Source organism: Enterobacter cloacae complex sp. 2022EL-00788 (genome assembly GCF_026627565.1).
Lineage (GTDB): Bacteria > Pseudomonadota > Gammaproteobacteria > Enterobacterales > Enterobacteriaceae > Enterobacter > Enterobacter pasteurii.
This window is the reverse complement of sequence record NZ_JAPNMC010000017.1, coordinates 46,231-71,628: the sequence shown is the minus strand read 5'-3', so window position 1 is coordinate 71,628 and position 25,398 is coordinate 46,231. Positions and strand designations below refer to the sequence as shown.

The 25,398-nt window shown below is 49.0% G+C and carries 30 protein-coding genes and 1 pseudogene; 11 read left to right on the top strand and 20 right to left on the bottom strand.

All coding sequences use genetic code 11. The features are described from left to right. Positions 1 to 59: 59 nt before the first annotated feature. Positions 60 to 842: an IS21-like element ISSen3 family helper ATPase IstB gene (gene istB, locus OWK27_RS21080; protein ID WP_267591168.1), complete on the bottom strand. Its 783-nt coding sequence runs from the start codon at positions 840 to 842 to the stop codon at positions 60 to 62. Continuing rightward, positions 839 to 1,861: an IS21 family transposase gene (gene istA / locus OWK27_RS21075; RefSeq protein WP_267591167.1), complete on the bottom strand. Its 1,023-nt coding sequence runs from the start codon at positions 1,859 to 1,861 to the stop codon at positions 839 to 841. The genes istB and istA overlap by 4 nt, the downstream gene beginning before the upstream one ends. Before the next feature lie 468 nt (positions 1,862 to 2,329). On the opposite strand from istA, the gene OWK27_RS21070 reads away from it, so the two are divergent. Further along, positions 2,330 to 2,572 (top strand): hypothetical protein, encoded by a 243-nt coding sequence (locus OWK27_RS21070; protein ID WP_267591166.1) that lies wholly within the window; start codon positions 2,330 to 2,332, stop codon positions 2,570 to 2,572. 56 nt (positions 2,573 to 2,628) lie between these two features. Here the strand turns inward: OWK27_RS21070 and OWK27_RS24405 are convergent. The 7 genes and pseudogenes from OWK27_RS24405 to OWK27_RS21040 form a co-directional block, all read right to left on the bottom strand. After that, positions 2,629 to 3,099, bottom strand: a pseudogene (locus OWK27_RS24405) (ABC transporter transmembrane domain-containing protein); the annotation flags it as partial. Between the two features lie 94 nt (positions 3,100 to 3,193). After that, positions 3,194 to 3,385, bottom strand: coding sequence for a hypothetical protein (locus OWK27_RS21065; RefSeq protein WP_267591190.1), 192 nt, complete (start codon positions 3,383 to 3,385; stop codon positions 3,194 to 3,196). Positions 3,386 to 3,620: 235 nt separating this feature from the next. After that, positions 3,621 to 4,856, bottom strand: coding sequence for a hypothetical protein (locus OWK27_RS21060; protein ID WP_267591165.1), 1,236 nt, complete (start codon positions 4,854 to 4,856; stop codon positions 3,621 to 3,623). A 55-nt stretch (positions 4,857 to 4,911) separates the two neighbouring features. Then, positions 4,912 to 7,200: a CS1-pili formation C-terminal domain-containing protein gene (locus tag OWK27_RS21055; protein WP_267591164.1), complete on the bottom strand. Its 2,289-nt coding sequence runs from the start codon at positions 7,198 to 7,200 to the stop codon at positions 4,912 to 4,914. A gap of 261 nt (positions 7,201 to 7,461) precedes the next feature. Further along, complete coding sequence (locus OWK27_RS21050; RefSeq protein ID WP_267591163.1) at positions 7,462 to 7,968, bottom strand: CS1 type fimbrial major subunit; 507 nt, start codon at positions 7,966 to 7,968, stop codon at positions 7,462 to 7,464. A gap of 41 nt (positions 7,969 to 8,009) precedes the next feature. Beyond that, positions 8,010 to 8,750 (bottom strand): hypothetical protein, encoded by a 741-nt coding sequence (locus tag OWK27_RS21045; RefSeq protein WP_267591162.1) that lies wholly within the window; start codon positions 8,748 to 8,750, stop codon positions 8,010 to 8,012. Between the two features lie 111 nt (positions 8,751 to 8,861). Then, positions 8,862 to 9,554 carry a response regulator transcription factor gene (locus tag OWK27_RS21040; protein WP_267591161.1) on the bottom strand — a complete coding sequence of 231 codons (693 nt, stop codon included), beginning with the start codon at positions 9,552 to 9,554 and terminating at the stop codon, positions 8,862 to 8,864. A 278-nt stretch (positions 9,555 to 9,832) separates the two neighbouring features. On the opposite strand from OWK27_RS21040, the gene OWK27_RS21035 reads away from it, so the two are divergent. Both OWK27_RS21035 and OWK27_RS21030 read left to right on the top strand, forming a co-directional pair. After that, on the top strand, positions 9,833 to 10,672 hold the full coding sequence (locus tag OWK27_RS21035) for a transcriptional regulator (protein ID WP_267591160.1): 840 nt from the start codon (positions 9,833 to 9,835) through the stop codon (positions 10,670 to 10,672). Beyond that, positions 10,669 to 11,136: a hypothetical protein gene (locus OWK27_RS21030; RefSeq protein WP_267591159.1), complete on the top strand. Its 468-nt coding sequence runs from the start codon at positions 10,669 to 10,671 to the stop codon at positions 11,134 to 11,136. Before OWK27_RS21035 ends, OWK27_RS21030 begins: the two co-directional genes overlap by 4 nt. Positions 11,137 to 11,196: 60 nt before the next feature. On the opposite strand, the gene OWK27_RS21025 is transcribed toward OWK27_RS21030, so the two are convergent. Both OWK27_RS21025 and vapB read right to left on the bottom strand, forming a co-directional pair. Next, positions 11,197 to 11,613, bottom strand: coding sequence for a type II toxin-antitoxin system VapC family toxin (locus tag OWK27_RS21025; protein WP_267591158.1), 417 nt, complete (start codon positions 11,611 to 11,613; stop codon positions 11,197 to 11,199). Continuing rightward, the gene (gene vapB / locus OWK27_RS21020) at positions 11,610 to 11,840 is read right to left on the bottom strand and encodes a type II toxin-antitoxin system VapB family antitoxin (protein WP_267591157.1); all 231 of its coding nucleotides are present in this window, start codon (positions 11,838 to 11,840) and stop codon (positions 11,610 to 11,612) included. Before vapB ends, OWK27_RS21025 begins: the two co-directional genes overlap by 4 nt. A 643-nt stretch (positions 11,841 to 12,483) precedes the next feature. Here vapB and OWK27_RS21015 point away from each other — a divergent pair. The 4 genes from OWK27_RS21015 to OWK27_RS21000 are packed head-to-tail and all read left to right on the top strand — an operon-like array spanning position 12,484 to position 14,795. Then, positions 12,484 to 12,807 (top strand): hypothetical protein, encoded by a 324-nt coding sequence (locus OWK27_RS21015; protein ID WP_267591156.1) that lies wholly within the window; start codon positions 12,484 to 12,486, stop codon positions 12,805 to 12,807. Positions 12,808 to 12,847: 40 nt separating this feature from the next. Continuing rightward, positions 12,848 to 13,156, top strand: coding sequence for a hypothetical protein (locus OWK27_RS24400; RefSeq protein WP_420713010.1), 309 nt, complete (start codon positions 12,848 to 12,850; stop codon positions 13,154 to 13,156). 44 nt (positions 13,157 to 13,200) lie between these two features. Further along, on the top strand, positions 13,201 to 14,019 hold the full coding sequence (locus OWK27_RS21005; protein ID WP_267591155.1) for a hypothetical protein: 819 nt from the start codon (positions 13,201 to 13,203) through the stop codon (positions 14,017 to 14,019). Further along, the gene (locus OWK27_RS21000) at positions 14,019 to 14,795 is read left to right on the top strand and encodes a site-specific integrase (protein ID WP_267591154.1); all 777 of its coding nucleotides are present in this window, start codon (positions 14,019 to 14,021) and stop codon (positions 14,793 to 14,795) included. The genes OWK27_RS21005 and OWK27_RS21000 overlap by 1 nt, the downstream gene beginning before the upstream one ends. A 93-nt stretch (positions 14,796 to 14,888) precedes the next feature. Here OWK27_RS21000 and OWK27_RS20995 read toward each other — a convergent pair whose 3' ends face one another. The 5 genes from OWK27_RS20995 to umuD all read right to left on the bottom strand — a co-directional run bounded on the left by OWK27_RS20995 (position 14,889) and on the right by umuD (position 19,410). Beyond that, entirely contained in the window at positions 14,889 to 15,173 is a 285-nt protein-coding gene (locus tag OWK27_RS20995; protein ID WP_267591153.1) for a ribbon-helix-helix domain-containing protein, read from the bottom strand. Between the two features lie 47 nt (positions 15,174 to 15,220). Beyond that, the gene (locus OWK27_RS20990) at positions 15,221 to 15,874 is read right to left on the bottom strand and encodes an AAA family ATPase (protein WP_040264785.1); all 654 of its coding nucleotides are present in this window, start codon (positions 15,872 to 15,874) and stop codon (positions 15,221 to 15,223) included. A gap of 547 nt (positions 15,875 to 16,421) precedes the next feature. Beyond that, entirely contained in the window at positions 16,422 to 17,297 is an 876-nt protein-coding gene (locus tag OWK27_RS20985; RefSeq protein ID WP_267591152.1) for a RepB family plasmid replication initiator protein, read from the bottom strand. Between the two features lie 410 nt (positions 17,298 to 17,707). After that, the gene (locus OWK27_RS20980; RefSeq protein ID WP_267591151.1) at positions 17,708 to 18,979 is read right to left on the bottom strand and encodes a Y-family DNA polymerase; all 1,272 of its coding nucleotides are present in this window, start codon (positions 18,977 to 18,979) and stop codon (positions 17,708 to 17,710) included. Next, positions 18,979 to 19,410, bottom strand: coding sequence for a translesion error-prone DNA polymerase V autoproteolytic subunit (umuD, locus tag OWK27_RS20975; protein WP_267591150.1), 432 nt, complete (start codon positions 19,408 to 19,410; stop codon positions 18,979 to 18,981). The genes OWK27_RS20980 and umuD overlap by 1 nt, the downstream gene beginning before the upstream one ends. 231 nt (positions 19,411 to 19,641) lie before the next feature. On the opposite strand from umuD, the gene parM reads away from it, so the two are divergent. The 3 genes from parM to OWK27_RS20960 all read left to right on the top strand — a co-directional run bounded on the left by parM (position 19,642) and on the right by OWK27_RS20960 (position 22,224). Beyond that, positions 19,642 to 20,613, top strand: coding sequence for a plasmid segregation protein ParM domain-containing protein (parM, locus tag OWK27_RS20970; RefSeq protein ID WP_267591189.1), 972 nt, complete (start codon positions 19,642 to 19,644; stop codon positions 20,611 to 20,613). Positions 20,614 to 20,615: 2 nt separating this feature from the next. After that, entirely contained in the window at positions 20,616 to 21,278 is a 663-nt protein-coding gene (locus OWK27_RS20965; protein WP_267591149.1) for a plasmid partitioning/stability family protein, read from the top strand. 172 nt (positions 21,279 to 21,450) lie between these two features. Next, positions 21,451 to 22,224 (top strand): hypothetical protein, encoded by a 774-nt coding sequence (locus OWK27_RS20960; RefSeq protein ID WP_267591148.1) that lies wholly within the window; start codon positions 21,451 to 21,453, stop codon positions 22,222 to 22,224. A 14-nt stretch (positions 22,225 to 22,238) separates the two neighbouring features. Here the strand turns inward: OWK27_RS20960 and OWK27_RS20955 are convergent, their stop codons facing one another. The 4 genes from OWK27_RS20955 to OWK27_RS20940 form a co-directional block, all read right to left on the bottom strand. Continuing rightward, entirely contained in the window at positions 22,239 to 22,709 is a 471-nt protein-coding gene (locus tag OWK27_RS20955; protein WP_267591147.1) for a hypothetical protein, read from the bottom strand. A gap of 197 nt (positions 22,710 to 22,906) precedes the next feature. Continuing rightward, a complete protein-coding gene (locus OWK27_RS20950) occupies positions 22,907 to 23,491 on the bottom strand; it encodes a serine acetyltransferase (protein WP_267591146.1) in 585 nt (194 codons plus the stop codon). A 243-nt stretch (positions 23,492 to 23,734) separates the two neighbouring features. Further along, complete coding sequence (locus tag OWK27_RS20945; RefSeq protein WP_267591145.1) at positions 23,735 to 24,094, bottom strand: hypothetical protein; 360 nt, start codon at positions 24,092 to 24,094, stop codon at positions 23,735 to 23,737. A 243-nt stretch (positions 24,095 to 24,337) separates the two neighbouring features. Then, the gene (locus OWK27_RS20940) at positions 24,338 to 24,520 is read right to left on the bottom strand and encodes a hypothetical protein (RefSeq protein WP_267591144.1); all 183 of its coding nucleotides are present in this window, start codon (positions 24,518 to 24,520) and stop codon (positions 24,338 to 24,340) included. On the opposite strand from OWK27_RS20940, the gene OWK27_RS20935 reads away from it, so the two are divergent. Further along, complete coding sequence (locus tag OWK27_RS20935) at positions 24,519 to 25,298, top strand: hypothetical protein (protein ID WP_267591143.1); 780 nt, start codon at positions 24,519 to 24,521, stop codon at positions 25,296 to 25,298. The two genes, OWK27_RS20940 and OWK27_RS20935, sit on opposite strands and share 2 nt — an antisense overlap. The last annotated feature ends 100 nt before the right edge of the window (positions 25,299 to 25,398 follow it).

Sequence of the window (25,398 nt, the reverse complement as noted above, 5' to 3'; positions counted from 1 at the left end):
GACGGTTAAAAAGTGATCCACTTACGTCTCCACCGACGGTCTAATATTGATCCACCGTTTTACTCAGGATTAGCTTCAGCGATAACCCCGGCCTTTCGTTTTTGTTTCAGTCGATAGCTCTCTCCTTTTATTTGAACAACGTGTGAGTGGTGTAAGATCCGGTCCAGCATCGCCGACGTCAGTGCTGCATCACCGGCGAACGTCTGATCCCACTGCCCGAACGGCAGGTTCGATGTCAGGATCATCGCGCTCTTTTCGTAACGTTTGGCGATGACCTGGAAGAACAGCTTTGCCTCTTCCTGACTGAACGGCAGATAGCCTATTTCATCGATGATGAGCAGCTTCGGCGCCATTACGCCACGGTGAAGCATTGTTTTATAACGGCCCTGGCGTTGCGCTGTGGACAGCTGAAGCAACAGATCCGCCGCTGTTGTGAAGCGCACCTTGATACCTGCACGTACAGCTTCGTAGCCCATTGCTATAGCCAGATGAGTTTTACCCACACCGGACGGCCCCAGCAGTACGATGTTTTCGTTGCGCTCTATGAAGCTCAGTGAACGCAGCGACTGGATCTGCTTCTGCGGCGCACCTGTGGCGAAGGTGAAGTCATATTCTTCGAACGTTTTCACTGCCGGGAAGGCTGCCATCCGGGTATACATTGCTTGTTTACGCTGATGCCGGGCCAGTTTCTCTTCGTGGAGCAGATGCTCCAGGAAGTCCATGTAACTCCATTCCTGATCCACTGCCAGCTGTGACAGGGCTGGCGCTGCGCTGATCAGACTGTCCAGTTGCAGCTGTTCGGCAAGTACCATCAGCCGTTGATGTTGCAGTTCCACCATCATGCGGCTCCTCTGCAGAACGTGTCATAGATGGACAGCGGGTGATGCAGTGGCTGCCTGTCGAAGGTCTCCAGGCTTTCTTCTACCGGCACGTCATACTGTCTTTTCACCGGTGGTAGAGCCAGCATGGACTGCTGCTCTTCTATCCAGCGATCGCAGGGACGGGTCTGGATTGTTTCGTGCCTGCGCTGGTTAGCAACATCGTGCAACCAGCGCAGGCCGTAGCGGTTGGCCGTTTCAACATCGACGGTGATCCCCAGCGGACGCAGGCGAGTCATAAGCGGGATGTAGAAGCTGTTGCGGGTATACTGCACCATCCGCTCCACCTTGCCTTTAGTCTGTGCTCTGAAGGGGCGGCACAGCCGGGGAGAGAAGCCCATCTCTTTGCCGAACTGCCACAGTGAAGGGTTGAACCGGTGTTGCCCGGCCCGGTAAGCATCGCGCTGTAACACGACCGTTTTCATATTGTCGTAGAGCACTTCATGCGGTACGCCACCGAAGAAGCTGAACGCATTACGGTGGCATTCTTCCAGGGTGTCGTAGCGCATATTGTCAGTGAACTCGATGTACAGCATTCTGCTGAACCCCAGAACGGCAACGAACACATGAAGTGGTGATTTGCCATTACGCATGGTGCCCCAGTCAACCTGCATCTGTCGTCCTGGCTCTGTTTCGAAGCGCACGACGGGCTCCTGTTCCTGAGGGAGAGCAAGTGAACGAATGAACTCTCTCAGGATAGTCATGCCACCACGATAACCCTGCTCCGTGATCTCGCGGGCGATGACCGTTGCAGGGATTTTATAAGGATGGGCATCGGCGATGCGTTGCCGAATATAGTCCCGGTATTCATCCAGGAGTGAAGTGGCTGCGGGACGCGGCGTATATTTTGGCGGCTCAGACTGCGCACGCAGATAACGCTTTACGGTGTTACGGGAGATACCCAGTTCTCTGGCGATCGCCCGGCTGCTCATACCCTGCTTATGCAGGATCTTAATTTCCATAACTGTCTCAAAAGTGACCATAAGCTCTCCCGAATCAGGAGAGCAGATTAACCCCTGGATCTAATTTCAGGCGTCGGATATGGATCACTTTCGCACCGTTGGTAACAAAAAATAAGCTGTACGTAACTTGCGCAGGATTTAATTAACGAAACTGTAAAAGGAATTTATATGAAAGTATTGGATAAGACGCAGTACAGTAAGGTAGCAGGAGCAGGGCTGGGCGATACCTACTGCCCTTCAGGCGGCAGTAATTGTGGTGGTTCATCAAGTTCTGCAGGCTTGAAGGGAGGCAACTCCGGCAAGCAGACACGTGATTACCAGACCTCAAACCGCGGGAGCGGCAGTCAGGCGAATCATTTCGGACAAGGCGGTGGTTCGTTTGGTTCAGGCGGTGGATGCACCGGAGGCGGACGTGACCATGTTAGTACCAACCGTTAATTGATGAGAAAACCTGCAGCAATACCCTGGCTGCAGGTTTAAGGAAGATCTATGCCTAAGTTTATTTTTTTTAAAAGTGGTGCGGATATTGTTACTGCCGTAAGTCAGTCGGTTTACGCTGACCAGTTATCCACATCGTCAGAATACGAAAAAATCGATTTTGAAACAGAGGCGACAGACAAGCAGGCAGCAGTTCTGAAGCTGAAAGAGTATCTGGAGACCAATACCAGTGCCCTGAAGGACTTTAGTGGAGATATTACTTTCAGTAGCGTTATTGAATCTTTGCTGAGATAGGTTCTGTTAAGCGAATAATGGGGATCTTGAGTAACCATATGCCTCACAAATGCGCCAATGGTCATTTCACGGTTCATGACCATATCAATACCAAGCCACAGGATCATGATGTTGTCAAAAGCACCGGCAAGCGTACTGATCATCTGAAACAGCAGATTAAATTTAGTTAAGCTGATGGAGGAATTGGCTGCCGACAAAACAAGCCCGGTCCAGCGGCGTCTGCGGCGTTCAGTCAGCTCCTGAGATCGCACAGTTGAAATACCTTATAACGTTTCAGTCAGAAAAGACTCCGCCCTGGCATGCTGTATCAGGGACTCTTCTGATAGCTGACGATATCTGGGAAAGGTGAATAATCGCAGGACAACATAGAAAAGGGTGAATCCCAGAATAACAAAAGCCAGCCATCCGCCGTAAAGGATCAGCATAGCCAGAGCGCCAGCCGTCATGATTAAGTTCATGATACAGCCAGTAATATCATGGATAAATGATAAACGGAGGTTATCCAGAGACTGAAAACGTGACTGGATATATTTATGCCGGTCATATACTTACTTCCCCCGTTCTTACAAACAGTGTGATTAGCCAACAAACGATGCGCATACTGGCAGAACGTAGCTACGTTTATTCGCCGCCGAAAAGTGTGCCCGTTGGCTGGCTGGTGCGGCAACAGTGCGCGCCGTACTGAACAACTGAAATCGACAGCCAGCTCTGGCTCAGCGCTTCCGGCGTGGCCTGCGGTGGGGGATTACACACCGGCAACGGGTGTTTGCCCTTACGACGAAAAGTTACCTGGTTGCGAATACGCGAACTCACTTTGAAATACTTATCACCTTTTTAGTGTGCATTTGCAGACGTATCGTGGATGCGTCGGTAAATATCTTATGTTCTTGTATTAACACTACATGAAATTTACATGTCACCGTTTGCATGTCATGAACAACATCAGATATCGTAACCGCCCTTTAAGGCAGCTACAGACCGCTATTCAAAGTGACGATATTTTATTGACAGATAACCTATTACACTAATCCCGTCAGAGTACCAGGTATTACTCGACCTCAGTATCGAATATCAACGTCACCAGCCCACGCCATGTCGACCCGGGCTCTTTTACCATTTTTTCCACACCCGGTTTTTTCACCCGAAAATCGAGTGTGGAACGCCGGTTAAAGATGGCCTCTTGCGGTGCGTGAATAGTGTGCCCGTTACTGATATTGGTCAGGGGATATTTCGATACCGAACCGCTGTTTGCCGTAAACCCGGGAAGACTCATCAGCACTTCGAGCGGAACGGTTTCAGCGGTCTGTGTATTTTTCAGACCGCAATTTTGTCCCTGATTATGCTCGCAGAGCATCGTGACCTTAAAACCGCTGGAGGAAGTCAATATAAACGGCACTTCTTTCTGGAGCTGCTCAGGTATACGCCCCCCGTTTATCCACTGACTCCAGCCCCCTTTAGGAGCCAGTTTTACCTGTTCGCTGCCTGCCGGAAAATCTGCTTTAAAAGCATGTTCAACCGTGGCTTTGATGATAATCCGTACCTCATCTATGCCATTATAATCATCGGCTCCTAATCCAATATATCCTGGCGTGTTGGTGGCATCACCCACCCGATAGACAATGACGCCTTCATACTGCCCGGACCTCATTTGCATTGGAGAAGGGGTAACTAATGTATAACCTATACTTAAATTATCTATCATGACGCGTCCTTTATAGCCACTATTTTTATTGAGCTTTCGGGAGCAAGTTAAAATTTTTTCCGGCACCCCCCAGCCGTGAGAAAAATAACCATAAGATCCAATACCGACGCGCCCTGAACATCCTCCTTGCGGGTAGCGGCCGGTACCCGACATCGCCTGGAATAGATTTCCATCAGACTCGTTAGTTCGAAAATGTTTGACCCCAAAAAAAGACCACCTGAATTGCACGTTTATCTGTTTGGCAGGATCATTCACATCGGAAAGGGTGACTGTTTTGGATGAACCATCAAGTGAAATGTAGACATGATTCCTAAGGTCTGATGAATCAATATCGAATGTTTTATAGGCCTTAAAACCGGGAATGAGCACACTAAACTCACCTTCTTTACAACTTGAAGCGTGGTCACGGCAAAACCCTGATACCGGCGTCGTATTTTCAAATTTATTGTGCGTCGGTTTTGTTATATCAGCCTTAAATTGTGTCGTGAGAACGACATCCACCGCAAACGCTGACTGCGCGACGGTCAGAACGATCATAAACAGAATGCTCCCCAGCGCGTGCGTAAAGTTAATATTTTTCATCGCTTCATTACCTAAATTTAATATATACATCTTTCATTACCGACAGGTGGTACTCTCACCCCTCCCGATGAAGGGAATGCCGGGTGTTGTCGGCCAAAGTGATGTCGCTGCAAAGCAGGTTGCCTGCAAACACCATGTCGCCCTGCTTCTGACTGCCGGGATTCAGCCTGATTTCGCACTGTGTTCCTGAAGCATGTTCGACGGTGATCACCGGGTTCTTTTCATGTAATTCGAGGGTGAACAGACCGTCTGACCCGGTGACTGTTCTTCCCGCATGGTTAATGACCTGAGCTCCGCTAACCGGCTCTCCCGCCGAATCAACCAGGCGACCTATCACGGTGAGCGTCTTCATGACCCGAACTTCATGCGCGCTGACGCCACCGCGGATATGGTGATAGTCAAGGTATTCAGGCTCTATCTTCAGTGCCGGGGCATCGGTACCCGGGAAGGCGAGCTGAATGTGCCCCGGTTTCCACGCCTCTACCGGGATAAAGTTCCTGCCAGGTTTCAGTTTCGAACTGCCAGACTGATGCAGGGCAACCAGTTCAGCGTTGTCGTCATCAGAAATGACATCTACAATCATGCCTCCTCCCTGATGATGCGCGGACTGTCTGGCCATCGTGGCCTTCCCGTTACCAAACGCAAGCGTGCTACCCGTATTCAAACCGCCTGATAGCTGACCGTCGATGCTGGAACGCTGTCCCCAGAAGCTCCCTTCGGCGACAGGAGTATCGAAACGGTTATAGGTACTGATGCCTGCACCATAGCGATCTGCCGTAAGCGTGCCGCTGGTTTCCCGGATAAGGCTGTTTTCACCCCACTGCTGACTCAGCGATGCCGACGCATAAAGGTCACGGGCACCGGAGGTATCCGTCCGGCTTCCCACACTCACGTTGCCGCTGCGTTTATCCCCCCCGAGCGGGAAACTGAGGCTAAGGCTGACGCCGCGGTTACGCAGCGAGCTGCTTTGCTGATACGGTCGGTCAAATCCTGATAATCGCCAGTTTATAGCCGTTCCCGCAATCGTTGTGCGTGAGCTGTAGCCAACATCCACGCCAGGGCCGTTTCCCTTGCTGTGATGAGAAATACGCGCACTGACGTTGTTCGCGCTGTCCAGGCGCCAGGTGGCGGACAGAGTACTGTTATGCTCGGTCTGACCAGAAGCCGGGTATGATACGTGCCGGGAGGTTGCCGGACGCGTCCAGCTCCGGCTGTGCCCCAGCGCAACATTGCCTTTGTTATGGGTGAATATGGCCTGGGTATCAAAACCGTTGCCCGTTTCTGAGCTGTGCCAGACATTGCCGTAGAACTGCAGGGGATCAGATACCTGAAAATCCAGTGACGTTCCGGCCTGCGTCTCTTTTCCGGTTTTCTGCAATGCCATCCCGACAATGGCGCGCGGATGTAGCAGATAATTCAGGCTGGCCCCTGCTGCCGCACCGCGGGTTGCCACGGTGCTGTCGCTGTTAAGTAATGTTCGCTGTTCTCCCGCAAACAGGTTGTACCTCAGACGCTGTTCAGTGTTACGCCAGCGGGTCGGTTTATTGATGGTCTCTGTTACCCGGCTGGTTTCTCGTCCATCCTCAAGAATGCGAATCTCTACCTCGTATATACCCGCAGGAAGGACCGTGGTGTCCAGAACCTGCATACCTGGCACAACAGGCTGCGCATTAATAAGCGAGCCGTCGCGATACACTTCCGCCACGCCTTCGCGGTTGGCCGTCACGTAAACCGGGTAGAGGCTGGCAAAACCTTCTTCTTTCAGCAGCGTATCACTGCTCCCTGCCATTACGCCCACAAGGGTGCTCGCCCCGCCTCCCCGTGTGTACGGCTGGTGTAATAATCCCTGGCTGTCCGGAGTGAAAAGGCCGGCGCGAATAAAGTGCTGCTGAAACTCCCGTTGTGAGTACAGGGAGGTCACCGCATGACGTGTATCGGGGTCCACCCCGCCACTGCGATCCAACTGGAACTGGCTCACTGTTGACCATTTGCCTGTCGCCGCTTCTGCACCGCCGTTCCATCCCAGGGCCGTTTGTTGCCGGTTTCCGTTAACACTCAGTTGGTTATTGAGTATGAGACCGGAACTTCCTTTTTCCGGCAGGCTGAACCAGCGATCCGCCGGGCCGGCTTCAGATGCAGTCGTGATCAGTGCGAGCTTTGCGTCACTAAGGTTATAGTCCACAGCCAGAAGTCCCTCTGGACAACTGTCTTCACACTGGCCGAGGTTAACCGGGTATGAAAAGACCTTTAGCCAGCGCTGTCTTTCTGACTCCGAATACGCGCTGTCACCGGGATCGGTGAATTGCACAATTTTTGCCTGTTCATTTTCCGTCAGTACTATCATCGCATCCCCCAGAAGTTTTCCGTCGAGGACAATACGGGCGGATAGTGGTGTATTGAAAAAGTGCTCACGGAACTCTGCAGGCATATCTGCCGCCTGCGCGGCGAGAGTCTTAATTGCCTTTGCCTGGACTGGAAGGCTCACTGAAATCGCTAAAGCAATACCTGTAACAGGCCGGAGAAATAACATAATTAACCCATTACTCTAAGTTATAAGAATAAAGGAGAGGCTGCCCTCTCCTGAAAAACAGATAAAGCTGATGTCTTACGGGGTTGCAGGTGTCGTATCGAAAATCATCGTCACCGGCCCCATATAGGTTCCCGCGTCAGGTCGTTTACTGAGCGTGCCAGCCTGATTAATCGCCATGGTGGCGGTTTGTTCAGTGGCGGCGGCAGTTGCGTCATAGAGTTCAACAGCGGTTGCCTGGCCAACCGGCAGCTGTTTGCCAGCCAGTGAAACCTGAAGCGGGATCGCAGAACTGCTTTCTGCAGAAGTGAGTACAGGCGCACTTGCCAGATATGCCTTAATCCCCCCGGCAGTATTTTTCATCCGCAACTGCTTGCCAGGAGAAGATTCAGTCACTGACATGCTGGGCTCATCCCACTGCATTTTCAGTGGCTGTGCATCCCAGCCATTAACAGGTGTGACGTAGAAGGTGTTGTCAGGAATCACTGCTTCAACAGTGAAATCGACCTGCGGGGATGCTGCCTGTGCGGCAAAAGCAGAGGCAAACAGTGCTGCGGTAAGGCTGAGTTTTTTGTAATTCATCATTGGATATTTCTCCAGATTAGTGGGTTTTCTGTTCAGCAGTTTTATTTACTGCTGTTCAGGTTTTTTTTCTGATCGCCTTCGATCAGGGTGTACTGCCATACTCTGTCTGGCGTGGTAGTTCGGTGAAGCGTTTTGCCAGGCCTCAACTGGACAATCACGCCGCTGTCACAATGAGTTAAATTCCTGTCGCAGGACTTGAGCCCGTCAATCACGATGGATGCATTGCCATTATTCGTGACTGACAGCTGGTTTTCGCCGCCGCCAATCCGGGTATCAAATCGCACGTTGTCGGGTTGCACCGTCACAATGGTGCCGTAGCCTGTCATCACCGTAACGCCGGCATTAATTTGGTTCTGATACTTTTTGGCATCTGCGTTACTGATACCAAACTCTTTCGTACTTTCCGGAACGACCGGAATGTAACGCACACGGTAGTACCTCTCTTTTTCACGCACGCCTGTAAAAACCAGGCGATTCGTCTGCATTCCGCCTGCGGGAATAATCAGTCGCGGTGGTGTGGAAATTAAGCCTGTACCGTTGCCATTGACCAGTGCAGTGGCATCAAGATTTTTTTCAACTGCCTGGCCCCGGGCATCAAATACAATTTCATGAATATTGATGCGAACGTAAGCCGTTGCATCCCCTGTGTTATGTATGCGTTTAGCCAGCGTGTTTTTACCACTTTGCATATACTCATTGAGGGTCCCGACATTAAGAACAGGCCCGGAAACTGCTGGCATGGCGTATACCATTACCACTGCAATGAATAACTTTTTAAACATGATACTGTCCTGATGATAAATTAATAATTCAGTCTGCGAGTATCTGCTTTAAAAAAGACCCGTGCATTAAAATGCAATATCTTTTTAAAGGCAGCACCGCTGAACCAGCATTCAACCATTTTGATATAAATGTCCATATCGTGACAGAAGTTCTGTCTTATTACAGACGCCCAGTTTTTTCATCGCCGACTGTTTCTGAGTGCTAATCGTTTTAACACTCCGGTTCTTTTTTAGTGCGATCTGCGTAACGGTCATACCCCGCATATACTCTTGTATTACCGCCAGCTCAGCATTACTCAAAACCCTGAATACTTTTTGGGGCACCACCTGATTATTTTCGTTATCAGATGATGTTGTTGTTTGATAGTAAAACCCGATGTTCTCCTCAGCCCAGCAATCACCCCGCAAAACAGCATTAATCGCATCATCAAAATGCTTCAGCGGCATCCCTTTCCACAGAACCGCTTTCGCACCCGCCCGCAAATACTCTGTGGCATCTATAGGGTTATTCCCGCTTGATATCACCATAACGGTAACGCCTTCATACCGGGATATTCTTGCCACGGACAAGCAAACCATCAAGCGGGATGAAAAACACTCATCACTGATAATCACAACACTAATTTTTTCATCTTCTAGAAAGTGCTCATCAAAAAAACTATCATTTTTAAATAGGTGAATTTTACTGAATTTCCCTATTTCTCTGAGAAGAGTATAAAATCCTATGTTCATAATTTCACATGAACATATAACTGCAACCCCCCTCTTTTTTAAGAAGTACTTGGCTAGTAAAGGAACACTCATGATGCTTTCCTTTCAGTTTAATTAACATCCTGTCATTCATCAGTCAGGAGTATTTCCTTATTCTGACTTGTTTTGCGATGGAGTCATTTGAACACCGAATTTATCTGACCTCAAGCCGCTATCCTAAGATGAAACAGAAATGTAACTGTTACATTATAAAGCCATACAAATCAATGATATATATTGCGTTACAAAACCGTTATTTTTTTTCTGATGCTTTTTTCCTGTTATTGCTACACTAAAAGAATCGTTTCTGGGAGGTGCATCCGGCAGGGAGAATGGATTACAATGCTGCCATTTATGTGGAAGGAATAAATATGACAATCCTCTTTTATTACAAGGTCGGGGTTCTTCGTAGTGGTACAGGAACGCTTGAGCTTAGTAAGCAAAACAAACTCGGGCTGGAGCATTTCTGCCGAAAAGCAGGAATGCTTGTCACAAAAGATGAGTTTGTACAGATTTGCTGGGGTAACAAAGGTGTAATCGTTTCGGACAATACCGTCAGGCAGTCGTTGTTCAGACTAAGATCGTCCTTGTCTGAAGTGGGCGCTCCGGAAGACACGCTTATTACACAAGGTCGTAATGGCTATATTCTTAAGCCAGGAATTATTCAGCTCGTCGACTCTGACAACGTTTACGAGGATCTTATTGCACCGGATATCAATAATAATGACAATGCTGATGATACCGTTCCCTGCACCGAAGACGCCGCTCAGCCGAAGGAAGATATACAAGGTTCTGAGAAATCCCCGGATGTAAAACGGAACGTTATGTTCTGCGTCTTATCGGGAACGACCTTCGCTTTACTTTTTGTCACAGGCTTATATTTCAGATTTTTGTATTTTACGCATGAAATTTCTTTTACGCACTACAAAGATGATGCTGGTCGCTCCTTTTTCTTTTCAGACACAATTAATGAGTCCAGAAATAAGGAAAATGCGATCCGACGAGTTTCTTACTGGCTTGACAGAAACAACCTTGCGGCTTCAGATCGCCCTCTCATTTATATCAGTGCTGACTGGCGTGATACGTTGTCATTTTTTTCGTGCAAAAGCGATATTACTCAGCACGCCAGCGATTGTTTGAGCATCAATGTAATCGGAGATAATAAAAAATGAAATGGCTGATTACTTTAAGCCTTTTAGCTGTGGGGGCCGGGTGGTTATCATTTCCGCTGGTTTCTCAGTTGTATGCAGGTGACTGCAGAACAAAATCATTGCTTATCTACGATGAGCCGCATAAAACGGTTTTCAGTGAAGCTGAATGGATAACATTACCTGGTGGTAAACAGCATTACTATAACAGTAAAATCACCGTGCATCCTGACAACGGTCCAGCTGAGAAGTTCTATATCGAGAGAACGGTAAAAACCTTCTTAAATTATCATGTGGATTCTGCGGAGGTGACGAGTGTCAGCGCATTCCGAATAGCTGGCCCGGACACCACTGATCCTCTGGTTGGTCGTTATATTGATCCTCTTTCAGAAAAAGGTTTTACAGCCCGTGTGTATTTTTTCAGGGCTGGTGAACGTATTCTGTCAGGCTTTCAGGATCGCCCCATGGTGTCCTGCCAGAAAAAATGAGGTCAACAGTCCGCTCCTGGCACTAAGCGGACATTTCTCCCTTAGGCATTATTGCTGCCGTCAGTTAACCCAGTCCTCCAGTACCAGCCCCGGCACCCTCTCAAACTCCCGCACATTGTTCGTCACCAGCACGGCACCGGCGGCGATGGCGTGCCCGGCAATCGCCGTGTCGTTCGGACCGATCGGCGTCCCGGCGAGGCGCAGTGCCACCTTAATCTCCGTGGTCGCATCCACCGCAGCGCGATCCCAGGGCAGGACGTCATCGAGTCGCTCACAGAATGCGTCAACCAGCTGAACGTGGCGCGGCGAGGCCTTCGGGCCGGTGGCGCCGAAGCGCATCTCGGAGTAGGTGATGGCCGAGACCACGATACGGTGACCGCGCAGCACCGCCTGCTCCAGGCGCTTCAGCACCGCTTCCGGCTGCTCGCGCATGATGAACGAGCAGATGTTAGTGTCGAGCATATAGGTCTTGTTCACAGGTTAACCCGTCCTTCGTCGCTGACAACGTCCTCGCGCTCCGCCATAAAGTCCGGGTCAGCTTTTTCGAGCTGCGCGAACGAGCCCCAGGTCGGCCGGACGGGACGCAGGATGATGCTGTCTCCTTCCCGGACGATCTCCAGCTCGCTCACCCCCTCAAAATCCATGTCACGGGGCAGACGGATGGCACGGTTGTTGCCGTTTTTAAATATCGATACGGTTCTCATGATTTTTTCCCTTGAAGTCTTTGCCCGAAAGTGAGCAAGGTCTGTAAATAATTCAGACCAGTAAAAGGTGACTGTCGGCTCTTGTTAAGAGCATATGTATAGTATAGGCATATGCTTTGCATATGTATAGCCTTTGCATATGCAGATGGTGAGGCTATGCATATGTCTAGGATATACAGATGCCTGACATATGGATATGTCAGACCTATACAGATTCCTCTCTTTTTCTGCCCAGATCCGAAAAAAGCTAGTTCCGGATCTTCTTCAGCCCCACTGGCGCGCAGCGGATGCCGCAGGCCATATCTTGTGGTACCTGTCGCTCTCCCTTCGGGGTGAACCCCCATATATTGTTTCTGGCTTTTGCCCTCCACCTCGCATGCTCCGCACCGGAAAACGCCGCTTTGCTTATTCCGTGTGCGTGGTACACTTCCGGAAATCTGTTATATGGCACGAAATCGGATCTCACCGGAACGGCTATCCGGTAATTTCACTGCGTGGCTATGTGGCTGCTTACTATCAGCCTTAAAATGATGGCGTCAGGGGAAAATCATCCGGGTGACAGAGACAGGGTTGTGCTTAGCCGATTATGCTGCACGCCATAATTACTCTGAGTTACTATTTATTGGGAAAGGATTGCATACTAATGGGTGATAAACGTTTAAGTGAGGTTTGGGCATTTCTCACAAGTCGTTACGTAGGACATACGGATTTATGGCTGAGTACTCGCCCCTGGTCAACACATTGGGTATCTAAAACTATATCGCCTCCAACGAAGGAACAATATGTGGTGGTTTCGAAATCGAACAGACTGCTTGCTTATTACTGTCCGATCAGCGAGATGTGGTGTTATGGTTCAGGGATTAATCCGCTTACTTTTGACCCGAGTATTGATTCGTCCAGTATTGACCCTTCCGGTACTTATCTGGATGACGAAGACATTTACGGTCTGGAACTGTTCATCCAATAAATAGTGGCGGGATTTCTCAACGAATTAAGGAAACAAAAGCATGGGAATTTTTGACACGGTCACTTTTCGCTACCGTCTTCCTGACGGGGTTACGGGTACTGAATTCCAGACCAAAGATCTCGACTGCCAATGTGAATTTTACGAGATCTCACCAGAGGGCCGTCTGTTGGGATGGCAGAAAAACGATGATCTGAAAGACACGGAGTACAACGGGATGTTAACCCTGAGCGCCAGTGACGGTTATCACCTGTATTTTGAGCAGGGGACACTGGCGTGGATCGAGGTGTACTCCCAGGGCGACAGGCGCTGGCCGTTTGAGCCTGACCGTTTTATGCCGGACCCGGCCTGACGGGATTTCTCATTTACAGAACCACACTGAAGGGAACTTGCATTATGGGAAGCATGAAAGACCAGATGATGGATATTGAATCTGAACGATTTGATAAATGGCTTGCGGAAAATTATCCGGATGTTGTCCCCGGCTCAGAAGAATGGGAACAGGCCGCTAACCTGTATTACTGGGAACAGGAGTATCTCGCCGATCAGGCTCAGTGGGATCATGAACACGGGCTGTTTGTGGCTTCCCTGAACAATGTTCATCAGCGTTACCGACACGCCATGCAGGAGTTGAAGGCGCTGTATACCCTGCTCGATAAAGAGCAGCCTGAACTGGTGTACAGGATGTCTTTCGTCCATGCCGTGACGGTCATGGAGGCGTACCTGATGTACTGCGCCAGGGCTCTGCTGGAAGAGGACTGGCCGCTTACACGGTTCAGGGATGAGTTTTATATGAAGTCCGATAAAATCAAAAATCCGGTAAAACATGCTGCCCGTGACATGGCTCTTTCTCTGTTCCGGCCTGCGGCGCAGAATTTTGTTTCCCGGATGACGTTTCATAACGTAAAAACCATTGAGCGCTATTTCGGAACCGTGCTTCATATACCGCCCGTTTGGCCAACTGAACCGCTGGGTATCATCGCTGACTGGCGAAACGATCTGGTACACCGCAACGGTGTGGATGAGCATGATGTGCCACGAGTGATATCAGCGCCGCAGCTGCAGAGCGCCCTGCAGAAAGTGTCGGATCTGATAGAGGCTGCAGATCATTCCCTGCGTCTGGAAGTGGACTATTTTGGTAACTCGCGTACCGAAGAAAACCGGGAAATCATTGCGGCAGCACTGCGCATATCACCGGGCGGAGAATCATCCTGATGACCGGACTCGTTACTCTGGGAGGGTATTCGACCACAGGGGCTCAGTTACCTGTTTCTATCGACTATCCGGCGGCGCTGGCCCTGCGTCAGATGGCACTGGTTCAGGACGAACTGCCGAAATACCTGCTGGCCCCGGAAGTGAGTGCCCTGCTCCACTATGTGCCCGACCTTCACCGCAAGATGCTTCTTGCTACCCTGTGGAACACCGGCGCCCGTATTAACGAAGCACTGGCCCTGACCCGGAGTGATTTTTCCCTGGCACCGCCCTATCCGTTCGTGCAGCTGGCCACACTCAAACAAAGGGCTGAAAAAGCCGCCAGAACGGCTGGCCGTGCGCCCGTCGGCAGTCAGACTCACCGGCTGGTACCGCTTTCTGATGCGAACTATGTCGGTCAACTGGAGATGATGGTAGCCACGCTGAAAATTCCTCTTGAACGACGTAATAAGCGAAGCGGCAGAACCGAGAAGGCACGCATCTGGGAGATCACCGACCGGACGGTCCGCACCTGGCTCAGCGAAGCAGTTGAAGCCGCAGCGGCCGACGGGGTGACGTTCTCCGTGCCGGTGACCCCGCACACGTTCCGTCATTCCTACGCGATGCACATGCTGTATGCCGGTATACCACTGAAGGTGCTGCAGAGTTTGATGGGGCATAAGAGCATCAGTTCGACAGAGGTGTATACGAAGGTGTTTGCGCTCGATGTGGCGGCACGGCACAGGGTACAGTTCCAGATGCCTGGCGATGAGGCGGTGGCGCTGATAAAAAAAATCTAAGAAAGTAGAAAGTATTTAACACCTCAATCTGATGTTGTTTTAATATTAAAACAACATCAGACGGAGATTGATTTGATTGTTTTTTAATGTTACCTACTCGCTTGTTTTCTTCTTGCCCGCAATTTGCAAACCATAGTCCAGTATGTTGATGCAAGACATATTTATGAATGCAGCTCGCGATTGCCCGTTCTCTGCAGCTGCCTCGTCAATACGCTGAATCAGTTCAGGGTCCATTGTGATTGTGATCTGCTGTTTTTTTCCTTTTACCACTCCCTTCGAAGCGGGGACTTTTGCATCAGGGGCTGAGTTTATAAAGTTCTCTACTGCATCATTCTTTGAAACGGGTGGTTGGGTTTTGGGTTTTTTTTGGATTACCATTTCATATCACCTAAACATTATTTTAATATCATTTTGATTGCATTTGACTATTTAAATAGTATTGATATGAGAGCATCTAACTCTTGCACTGCAATCTTTTCATGCGAACGTAATTTCAGCTCACTTACAGTTCTCCCACTGCCTGCAGCATTGGCATAAACTTTTCTTTGATAGATGATTTTGTCTAGGATTGGTATGTCCTCTTTGTACTCTTCCATCATTTCCAGCATATCTCTGTTGTCGGAGGATCTGGCTTGAGTATCTGCTTTGTTCAAAAGCGAATAACAGACCAATCCATCTCTGATACTTCGCGCTTCTTTGATTAGATCGGCGTTGGCATCCATGGCCCAAGCTTCGAAACTTCCAGGTGCTGAAGGAACTAAAAGGACGTCTGTGATTGTCAGAGCAGCTCTCATTGCAGTGGAATCACGGCCTCCACATTCGATGATGATATCGTCAAAGTTATCTTTCTGTTGGAGAACCTGGCTCCTTAACACCGGGCCTTCTGGATAATGCGAGCAAGCAATACCTGGTTCAACCCCGTCTTCTGAACGAACCAGGATAGCTGTTTGAGAAGACCCTTGTTTATCACCATCAACTAACCATACTTTTCTGCCTTGCCGAGCTCTTGCCACTGCGATGTTAACTGCGAGAGTAGACTTACCTACTCCTCCTTTCGTATTAGCAATCGTTAGTATCATTTTCATCTCTTTTTAATATTAAAAAACTATCAACATAGTAGTAAGTGAATCTCATCTAAGTCAAGTCTTGGTTGAGTGAACTTAACAGTAAGATAATGCCTTTATGATGTTGTTTTAATATTAAAGCAATATCACAATGATAGCTATGTGATGGTAAGCATGATTTTATACATTACGCGTCAGCATGTACTGAAGTATGGGCTATAACTCAGCCGCACTTAACGAAAGAAATGGCTCCGTGAAGCAAAAAGTGGATCGTAGTGGGAAGCCTTTGCAGATTCGGTGTGTCGAAGTGGGGCAGGGGCAGGCAATTTGGGATAATGGTGTGTTGAAGCGGGATAGCTTCTCACTTGTATCCAAAAGGTGTGTTGAAGTGGGAATGTACGCCAGTGAAAAAAGCACTTAACGAGTAATCCTCCCGTTACAACACACCTATTAAGACGTTTAAGAAGAGGATTCCCGCTACAACACACCTATCAAGACGTTTGATATAAGGCCTCCCGTTTCAACACACCTTAATCGAGTCGCTTTCCCGGATTGACACACCTTATACAGCTGATCCTGGTTTCAGATTTGCGGAGCGACTGTGTATCAGAACGAAAGTCTCTTTACCTTTTTTTGTGATGCTGTGGTCAAGATACCCAATATCTTGTAACTGCTTGAGGGCCAGTTTAATGATACGGTTCTGTTCCTTTACTGGGGAGAGCAGTGAGAGCCTGTCACGTATTCGTTTGAAAGATATGGGGACTGGGTTCATAGGCAGGCTTTCTATGAAAGTATACAGGGCCTGAGCAGCTTCCTTGCGGGTTAAAGCGTTTATAGGCTTATGTCGAAGCAATACAGTGTAATCAGTTTGGTAGAGTTCCCATAGTCGCTGATCCGCTTCAAGCTCCACCTGGTCGTTTGCAAAATCCAATTCACCAGTCTTAAGCAAACCTGTCACGGAAACTTTTTGAAGGCCCTCTGACCCGCTGCGGTTAAAGGTAATGGTCTTGCCACGTATCCTGGTTAAAGCTTCTGAAATGCTTTTCCTAAGACGGGAATCGAATCTCTTAGACTCAAAGCGACACATTCCTGCAAACTCATGAAAGGTAAGTTTAATGCTGTTCGTTTTTAAACCGTACTTACTAAAAGCTTCAATGATACCTACCCATACCTTGAAGTCGATGGCCATACTCAACCGTTCGCCGGTAATACGAATATCGTCGTAGCCCTCTCGCCTTGAGAATTCCAAATCCTTTAGAACAGAGGTCGCATCGATTGATGTTCTGGCTCCTTTTGCAGGTCTGCTTGAGGGAACAAAAACATTTAATCTCATCAGGGCTACAGGCTGAACTGTTGCCTTACTGGTTACTGTGAGCTTATTGTTAACACTTTCACAATCTGGACCTATAACCTCTCCGATAAAAACATTGTCATTCATATAGTTATATCCATTCCAGTATATGATCGATATGTGCCTAAATTATTTATTTGTTCCCGTTTCGACACACCATTTTTCCCGATTCTACCCACCCTTTCCCCGTTTTGACACACCTTTTTCCCCCTTCGGAACACCTTTCTCCCACTACGACACACCTGAAAACGCTGTAAAGCCCGTAGATAAAGGCTTTACAGCAAAAGGGATCAGTTTGGATCTATTCGGGTAACTTAGGATAAGTTATTGGATCTACTCAAAGGATATGTGGATAACTCATTATAGAATCTATTCAACTTAAGAGCGTAAGGTGCTTTAAAAGGCTTCAGGCTCCCTGGTGCTTCCTCACTCACTCGCGGGCTGCGCCCTGTCGTTCGCTGCGGCGAGCACTACTGGCTCTCTCTGAAAGGCGAAATTTAACTGATCCTTGCAATGGGAATATCTTTCCAGCGGGTGGTGTAAGCAGGGGAGAGCATATCGCGTTTCATCTGCCAGGATGGCGCAATCCCTCGTCCGGCAAACCAGACCTGTCCCAGACCGGAATGATTAATGCCATCGAGAACCTTCATCAGCTCAGAGCTGTGAGGACGTGGCGGACGTTCGTCAAACAGCTGCAGCTGCGAAACGCCGGAGTCGGTGAAGTCATTCAGCATCACACCGGCTTTAGCATACCGGTGGCCATCCTTCCAGATGCGCTCCAGAGCCGTTGTAGCGGCCGCAATAATGTCCCGGGTGTCCTGAGTGGGGGTAAGCAGTTTCTCCGTGGCCACGTTGCCATAGTAAGGGTCTTTAACGGCGAACGGAGACGTTTTGATGAAAACGGAAATATGCCGGCAATACTGGCGCTCTTTACGCAGCTTTTCTGAGGCCCGCTCTGCGTACTGACAGACAGCCTGGCGGAGCAAATCGTACTCCGTGATTTTTTCTCCAAAGCTGCGGCTGCAGACAATCTGCTGTTTCGTTGGCGGGGCCTCCTCAAGTGACATGCAGGTTTCCCCGTTCAGTTCGCGTACTGTTCGCTCGAGAACGACGGAGAAATTTTTCCGGATGAAGGCCGGGTTCGTCAGGGCCAGATCAAGTGCGGTCCTGATGCCCAGAACATTCAGCTTGCGTGCAATACGGTTTCCCACGCCCCAGATCTCTTCGACCGGCTGCAATGAAAGCAGTTTCCGCGTTCGCTGAGGATTCCCCCGGGTCAGGGCGAGCACACCACGAAACTGTTTCCACTCCTTTGAGGCCCATTGTGCTGATTTTGCAAGGGTTTTAGTCGGCCCGATGCCCACGCCAATGGTCAGACGGGTACAGTCATATACGTGCTGGCGCAGCTGCCGGCCGAAGTCCTCCAGGTCCATGCAGTGCTCCACACCGTCCAGGTCAACAAAGAGCTCGTCAATTGAATAAAATTCTACTCGGGGCGCCAGCTCCTCCAGACAGGCCATCACGCGCGCTGACATCGAAGCATAAAGTTCATAGTTGCTTGAGAACGCGTATATTTTTTCCGGGTACCTTTCGTTTTTCATCTGAAACCACGGCGTGCCCATTTTGATCCAGGGCTTTGCCTCGGCACTTCTTGCGATTACGCAGCCATCGTTGTTGCTCAGGACGACGATCGGCTTTCCTTTCAAATCCGGGCGGAAAACACGTTCGCAGCTGGCATAAAAGCTGTTCACATCGGCCAGGGCAAACATCAGTACATCTCCCTCGGCCGGTGGATGATGTGCGTGACGACACCAAAGATATCCAGATCGTCCGGGTCGGGATAAATCGGCGACCAGGCGGCGTTCATGGGCTGCAGCGTAAGTCGTGGCGTCAGCAGCAGCCGTTTGACCGTAAACTCCCCCTGCACGCTGGCCACAACAATATCGCCATGCCGGGGCTTCTCGGCACAGTCCACAACCAGTAGATCGCCATTGTACAGGCTGCCGTCGGCCATGCTGTCTCCGCTGGCGCGAAGGTAGTAAGTCGCGCTCGGATGCCGTATGCAGTAATCATGGAGATCCAGATCGGATTCGACATAGTCAGCTGCAGGGCTGGGAAAACCGCAGCTGGCAAGGTCTGCAAACAACGGATGGGCCTGTGGCGGGAGTGCTTTCCCGGTGCTGAAAAGCTGCAGTTTCATCTTTCCTCCTGACGTCTAAGTATACTGGTTATCTATACAGTATATTTAACAGCGTGAGGATAATCCAGATCGCCTGCGCCATGAACAGAGTGAGTAACCTAAGCTACTCAAAATGTTCGTAAATATCATTTTGATTCTTTAGTGTTACTCATAATGAGAAATAAGGCTTTTAATTTCCCATTTTGCTCTTATAATATGTATCAAATTGAGTTTAATTGACGGAGCATAATGATGAATATTTACTGCGATGATGGTTCAACTAATGTTAAGCTGGCATGGTTTGAAGGAAACGAGCTGCAGACCCGGGTTTCTGCTAACTCCTTCCGGCATGGCTGGAAAGTGGCGGAGTTCAGTTCTGCAACGTTCAACTATCAGGTGGGCACGCTGAAATACACCTGGGACAGCGTCAGCCGGGATGCCATCCCGACAACAAACGTGGAGTATCAGTACGGTGATCTCAACCTGCTGGCCGTGCATCATGCGCTGCTGAACAGCGGGCTTGAGCCGCAGCCGGTGAGCCTGACCGTGACGCTGCCCCTGAGCGAGTATTATGACGGGGACTGCCAGCGGAACGAGGAGAACATCCGACGCAAACGGGAAAACCTGATGCGTGAGCTGGTTCTGAATAAGGGCAGGGCATTTACCGTAACGGACGTAAAGGTGATGCCAGAATCACTGCCGGCGGCGTTCTCCCGTCTCGCGGAGCTGAAGCCCGGACCCGCAGAGACCACCCTGATTATCGATCTCGGCGGAACCACGCTCGATGCCGGCGTGATTGTCGGACAGTTTGACGATATCAGTGCGGTACACGGCAATCCGTCTGTCGGCGTGTCGCAGGTCACCCGCGCAGCTGCAGGCGCGCTGCGGGCTGCAGACAGCGAAACCAGCGCGCTTATTGCTGACACGGTCATCCGCAACCGCAATGATCGTCAGTATCTGCAGCGTGTGATCAACGATGCCGGAAAAATTGATGATGTACTGAACAAAATTACAGAGGCAATCACTTCCCTGGGGGCGCGTGTCACCAGTGAGCTGACGGCCTTCAGGAACGTTAACCGGGTATTCCTGGTCGGGGGAGGGGCATCCCTCATTGAAGAGGCTATCCGTCAGGCCTGGCCTCTGGCTCCTGACCGTATCGAGGTTATCGGCGATCCGCAGCTGGCGCTGGCCAGAGAGATTGCCCTTTACAATAAAGAGGACTAAACGTGCCGGACGGCCAGTATTCTTTCTATCTGCACAGCGACGATCGCACCGACATCGCGGCGATGGCGACCATCAGCACCATCTCACAGCCCCTGCGCGGTGACTTCATCCGGACCGCCGCGATCGCCGGGGCTGTGATGTACCAGACGGATGCCCGTTTACCGGCGCTGATCCCGGTGTTCTTTGACGGACATCTGAGCGCCATCCGGCTTTGTGCCGTGATGGCGCTGGTATCCGGCACCTGGTCTTCACTCTCAGGACTTCCTGATGAGCCTGATGGTGGCGTGGCTGCTCTGGCCATGTCACCGGAGACGGAATACCAGCGCCGGCGTTACACCCTGACGCTTCAGGATGACCGGAGCTGTGAACGGGTTGAGCGTGTGCTGACGGGCGTGTCATCCCGCCTGCGCGGAGAGCTGCTGAGAAACCTGATTATTACCGGTCTGGCCCTGCATACGACCGCGCCGGAGCTGCCGCGTCTGCTGGCCAGTATGCCGGTACCGCCCGGCACGGTCAGCGAGCTGCAGGTTCTGGTTCAGCAGATGGCCGGTACGGCTGGCGTGAGTCAGGCTGCAGTACCGGAGAAACCAGCAGAGCCTGCCGCACCGGTAACCGGTGAAGCGACCAGGATAAAGAAAAATATGCAACGGGCATTCGGAGACTAGAACATGTCAGTGATTAAACGAAAGCTTAGGAAAAGGATCTGGTGATAAATACCGGCAGAGAATGATAGCTTTTGACGTGGTCGTTATAGTCCCCGTCGTGTTGTTTGAAGACATCTTCCTGTCGGTGCTTATCACTAAGTGATTTATACCTTCAGATTGATAAAGGAAATATATGGAAGAGGATATAGAGTTTCGCTACCCAAACATTATCGACTTTTTTGGAACAACCCTGTTTCATCTTTGCCATTTCACAACAATCGATCTCCATAACTACGCGGCATATAATGAATTTTCTGAAAGAAATATAGCTGACAGTAATGCCAGAATTTGCGAAGAGGTTCAGAGGCAATTAGATGCTAACGAAGAAAGATTCCATGAACAAATTATCGACAACTACAGTCAGGAATTTCAAGAGTTTGGTGATATTTACCCACCTATGCATCGTAAAGCGATGGTGATAACGTTGTATAATTTTTTTGAGCATCAAATCAAAACGTTATGCTCTGAAATTAATAAGTTGCTACCATGTGATAAAAGTAGAAAATATAATTTCAAAGAAGTATCTATAAAGCGCTATAGAAAGTTTCTGAGATGCGAAGCTGGTTTTGACCTTTGTCAGGGGGACTTATTATGGAACCTTTGGGAAGATGCGCTGAAAGTGGAACAAATAAGACATGTATTGGTTCACTCCGAAGGGGAAATTGAACGGTATAGGGTCGAGCGTGTTGCAGATATTGAACACTACTGTAAGCGCAAAAAAAATATTCGACTTATTCGACACCACATTATAATTGATGAGGGTTATGTAGCTGAGTTGATCTCCGACCTTATAATGCTGTTTTCACAATTAAACACACAGGTGCTTGCTTTCATCCGTAGATATGAAAGCAAGCATGGCGCATACGAAGTGCCTCTCCCACAGGGTGCCTCAAGAGCACCGCAGTGATTTGATGTGAAGTGTCACTGAGCTTGAGGCTCAAGCCATGCGTTAATATTCTGTGCTTCATTGATGAAATCGAAAAAAACAATAAGCTGTTCTAATTCATATGAGGCTCTGAATAAATCACCCATAAACATGTGCTGTAGCCCCGTTTGCTGAAGCGTATGCTGGGTGAGAGCAAAACCAGCCAGAAAATCATGCGCCATAGTGTTGCGTTTTTTAACGAATATCTTTAGCAAGTCATTGTAATCTGTACGTAAGTTGTTTTTTTCTAATTCAACGCGAGTCATTCCTAAAGTCAGCCTTTCAAGCTTATCCTCAGAAAGAACAACACCGGGTAATGATGTAAGGACTTTCTTTAAGCCAAATTCAAGTAATTGTGCTTTGCCCATGAAGATACCATAAGCTTCCAGAAAATCCTTGTTATTGTAGATTTCTAATCCTTTCTCAACTAAGCCCATAATGTCTTGTTTTGTCAGTACATTATCCATAACACATTCCTGTTTAATGAGAGGTAATCCAATATAGTTGTCTGGGTTACATTCTGCCAGATTTTTTTGATTTGTTCCGATGCCAGGGAGGGATGTATTCAACATCTTTGAATCAGGTTGATCAGATAAGGAAACAGAAGGGGAAATATAAGTAATGTTAAATAATGGCCGCTGGTGCGGCCGTCTCAGTTATCACTTTACTTGCTTTTCACTACGTATGTAACCGGGTTATAGACAAGCGAGTCATCAGGGACGTCTTTATTAATGAATGTCATTGCGCCGATCGTCACATTATTGCCTATGTGAACATCACCAATGATGCATGAGTGGGCTCCGATATCAACGTTATCTCCGATGATAGTCATTCCTATGACGCCATCTGAGGTTTTTCTCCCAATAGTTGTATTCTGCCGGATGTTAGCATTTTTACCAATCTTGCATTCAGAACGTATCACTATGCCTATATAGTGATTGAGTTTCATACCGGCGCCAATTTGCGCTTCAATGCTAATGTCTGCTCCATATTTGCAACGCAGGTTAGCATTTATCTTCCTCGCCCACTTCTGGTATCGCTTTGAGGGTGTCTGGTTCATGTAGTTAGCCAGACGCCACCAGAAGTAAAATCTCTTTTTACGGCTAAATGCCACCCGGTGTAATACTTTTAACCATGAGAAATTCTTTTTCCCGTTTCTGTTTATGACTTCTAATTTTAAACATTCTTTGAGGTGCGCAAGCGCTTCATCGGAGGATGTATGTACTTGTATGCTGCTGTCAATCATCATAAAAACACTCGAATTTTAAAAGTATATTATTATTAACGGCAATTTTTGGCAGAACTTTAATTTTAGGAAGGTGATTGCATTTTTTAATGTCGCTACTTTAATAAAAAAACGTGTACTTTCCGTACAGGATTTACTGGGTGGTATCATACTAACCACCCAGTAAATGAACGCAAATTAAACAGATTTTGTGGAATGAATTTCTTTCTGTAAAAAAATGTTTAATGCACTGACTATATAATAAATTTAATTAGGGTGTAAGGTCTTGGTAAATAAAAGTTTATCAGTTGCATGGTATTGCAATGGTGAGGTGGTTACATGTAAATATTCATTTTTGACGAGCCAGGTTATCATCTGTTTAATGTCTTGATCCAGTGCCGCAAAGTTTGATTTAATTACGATAAACTTTTCTATCGGCTTGTCTAAGCCTGGTATGATATTTTCGTGGGATCCAATGTCAGTTCCTGTTAGTGTAGATTGCTGCGCTTTAATATGGGCCATCATAATTTCTTTTGCATCTTTATTCCCTGGGTAGGGGAATACGGATAAGAAATACTCGCGTATAAATGCATATATGTTGTCGAAATTGTAGTCAGTATTTTTCATTGTTAACTCTCCTGTTTAGTTCAGTTATGTTTATCGGCAAAGAAATTATTTCCATTAGGTTAGCCGTGCCGGGTGTTTTCCTCATATAGAGCCTTGATTCTGGGGCATCAAGAAGAGGATGTCGTTGACTCCACTTTTTATGCCGCGCGAGCGCGGCGGATATCAGCGCCGTGCCTTCACTTTAGCCCGAACGCTACAAATGCAAGGGTTCGCTTCGCCGTCATCATCGCCCGGTCGCAGTGATTATTGCTTCATTCCGTTCTTCCCGTTGCGTTCCGGCTCAATTTTCGCCGGAACACCGTCCAGACCGTCATGATTTTTTTCTGCGCTGCGGCCTCCGGTGTCGCCCCTGCATTCTTCGCTCGATGTCGGGCTGTCGTGTCGGCACGGCGAAGTCGTCGCCGCATCAGAAGAGGAGATTATCATGACCATTGCTTACCGCTTTATGCACCGACATACCCGTAACACGCTGGTTGCGCGCGGGTGGCCAGCCACTATGGAGATTGATACCAGCCTGAATTACTCGCGAGGGGAGGGGGTAGCATTTTATGGCCAGCTGGATGCTGTACAGCTGCAGCGATTGTTACCTGAAATTGCACTGCGTGGATTGATGTCCGATCAGGCGATGAAAGTGCTTCAGCCATTAATCACAGGAAGTGAACTGGTTATCCGTCTTTACCGTAATTCGCTGGGGCATCGCAAGGCACATGCCGGAACCATTTCGCTTGAATATGATAATTGCCCTGAGGGTATGTCCACGAAACATATCCTCTGTCTGCTGAAAGCCCTGCGTGATGAGATTAACCACATCTGTAGCTGCGTGGCATCCGCCGGATACCGCCTGATGGAAGCCTTGCGCCCCGCCGCTGAACCGCTGGTATTTACCCGCCGAACCCGTAATTTCCTCCTGACAGTAACGGAAGTGGAGCAGGTGCAGGATGATGCGCAGTGGGATAATGAGACGCTCGACGCGCGTCTTAAAGCGGTACTCGACGGGAAGGAAACCTTTCGCCGTCTGCAAATCCGTCTGGAATGCAATGGCCGTACAGTCGGGCAGACCCACGTGCCTTATGCCCTTCGTCACCCTGACAGCCCATCCCGCGACTGGTTTGACAGACACTGGCTGCGGGATGTGGTCAGCAGCGCACGAACCGAGATTGACGCGATGATGAAATCCTTCTCCGGCATCCGGATTGCCGCCTGATTTTGGGCGGGGCAATGCGCCCCGCCTTATTGCGAAAAGGATGTCGCACGCTCCGCTTTACCGGCGCCCCCTCCACGATGTTACGGGGACGCAGGTGAAA

Excerpts from the sequence above, each read along its gene's own strand:
- istB (WP_267591168.1), bottom strand. The coding sequence starts at position 842 with ATGATGGTGGAACTGCAACATCAACGGCTGATGGTACTTGCCGAACAG.
- istA (WP_267591167.1), bottom strand. The coding sequence starts at position 1,861 with ATGGTCACTTTTGAGACAGTTATGGAAATTAAGATCCTGCATAAGCAG.
- OWK27_RS20995 (WP_267591153.1), bottom strand. The coding sequence starts at position 15,173 with ATGGTAATCCAAAAAAAACCCAAAACCCAACCACCCGTTTCAAAGAAT.
- OWK27_RS21000 (WP_267591154.1), top strand. The coding sequence starts at position 14,019 with ATGACCGGACTCGTTACTCTGGGAGGGTATTCGACCACAGGGGCTCAG.
- OWK27_RS20940 (WP_267591144.1), bottom strand. The coding sequence starts at position 24,520 with ATGATAATCTCCTCTTCTGATGCGGCGACGACTTCGCCGTGCCGACAC.
- OWK27_RS21035 (WP_267591160.1), top strand. The coding sequence starts at position 9,833 with ATGGATTACAATGCTGCCATTTATGTGGAAGGAATAAATATGACAATC.
- OWK27_RS20985 (WP_267591152.1), bottom strand. The coding sequence starts at position 17,297 with ATGAATGACAATGTTTTTATCGGAGAGGTTATAGGTCCAGATTGTGAA.
- OWK27_RS21040 (WP_267591161.1), bottom strand. The coding sequence starts at position 9,554 with ATGAGTGTTCCTTTACTAGCCAAGTACTTCTTAAAAAAGAGGGGGGTT.
- OWK27_RS21005 (WP_267591155.1), top strand. The coding sequence starts at position 13,201 with ATGGGAAGCATGAAAGACCAGATGATGGATATTGAATCTGAACGATTT.
- OWK27_RS20950 (WP_267591146.1), bottom strand. The coding sequence starts at position 23,491 with ATGATGATTGACAGCAGCATACAAGTACATACATCCTCCGATGAAGCG.
- OWK27_RS21060 (WP_267591165.1), bottom strand. The coding sequence starts at position 4,856 with ATGAAAAATATTAACTTTACGCACGCGCTGGGGAGCATTCTGTTTATG.
- umuD (WP_267591150.1), bottom strand. The coding sequence starts at position 19,410 with ATGAAACTGCAGCTTTTCAGCACCGGGAAAGCACTCCCGCCACAGGCC.
- OWK27_RS24400 (WP_420713010.1), top strand. The coding sequence starts at position 12,848 with ATGGGAATTTTTGACACGGTCACTTTTCGCTACCGTCTTCCTGACGGG.
- OWK27_RS20980 (WP_267591151.1), bottom strand. The coding sequence starts at position 18,979 with ATGTTTGCCCTGGCCGATGTGAACAGCTTTTATGCCAGCTGCGAACGT.
- vapB (WP_267591157.1), bottom strand. The coding sequence starts at position 11,840 with ATGAGAACCGTATCGATATTTAAAAACGGCAACAACCGTGCCATCCGT.
- OWK27_RS20955 (WP_267591147.1), bottom strand. The coding sequence starts at position 22,709 with ATGGATAATGTACTGACAAAACAAGACATTATGGGCTTAGTTGAGAAA.
- OWK27_RS21015 (WP_267591156.1), top strand. The coding sequence starts at position 12,484 with ATGGGTGATAAACGTTTAAGTGAGGTTTGGGCATTTCTCACAAGTCGT.
- OWK27_RS21055 (WP_267591164.1), bottom strand. The coding sequence starts at position 7,200 with ATGATAGTACTGACGGAAAATGAACAGGCAAAAATTGTGCAATTCACC.
- OWK27_RS20990 (WP_040264785.1), bottom strand. The coding sequence starts at position 15,874 with ATGATACTAACGATTGCTAATACGAAAGGAGGAGTAGGTAAGTCTACT.
- OWK27_RS21050 (WP_267591163.1), bottom strand. The coding sequence starts at position 7,968 with ATGATGAATTACAAAAAACTCAGCCTTACCGCAGCACTGTTTGCCTCT.
- parM (WP_267591189.1), top strand. The coding sequence starts at position 19,642 with ATGAATATTTACTGCGATGATGGTTCAACTAATGTTAAGCTGGCATGG.
- OWK27_RS20960 (WP_267591148.1), top strand. The coding sequence starts at position 21,451 with ATGGAAGAGGATATAGAGTTTCGCTACCCAAACATTATCGACTTTTTT.
- OWK27_RS21045 (WP_267591162.1), bottom strand. The coding sequence starts at position 8,750 with ATGTTTAAAAAGTTATTCATTGCAGTGGTAATGGTATACGCCATGCCA.
- OWK27_RS20945 (WP_267591145.1), bottom strand. The coding sequence starts at position 24,094 with ATGAAAAATACTGACTACAATTTCGACAACATATATGCATTTATACGC.
- OWK27_RS21030 (WP_267591159.1), top strand. The coding sequence starts at position 10,669 with ATGAAATGGCTGATTACTTTAAGCCTTTTAGCTGTGGGGGCCGGGTGG.
- OWK27_RS21070 (WP_267591166.1), top strand. The coding sequence starts at position 2,330 with ATGCCTAAGTTTATTTTTTTTAAAAGTGGTGCGGATATTGTTACTGCC.
- OWK27_RS20935 (WP_267591143.1), top strand. The coding sequence starts at position 24,519 with ATGACCATTGCTTACCGCTTTATGCACCGACATACCCGTAACACGCTG.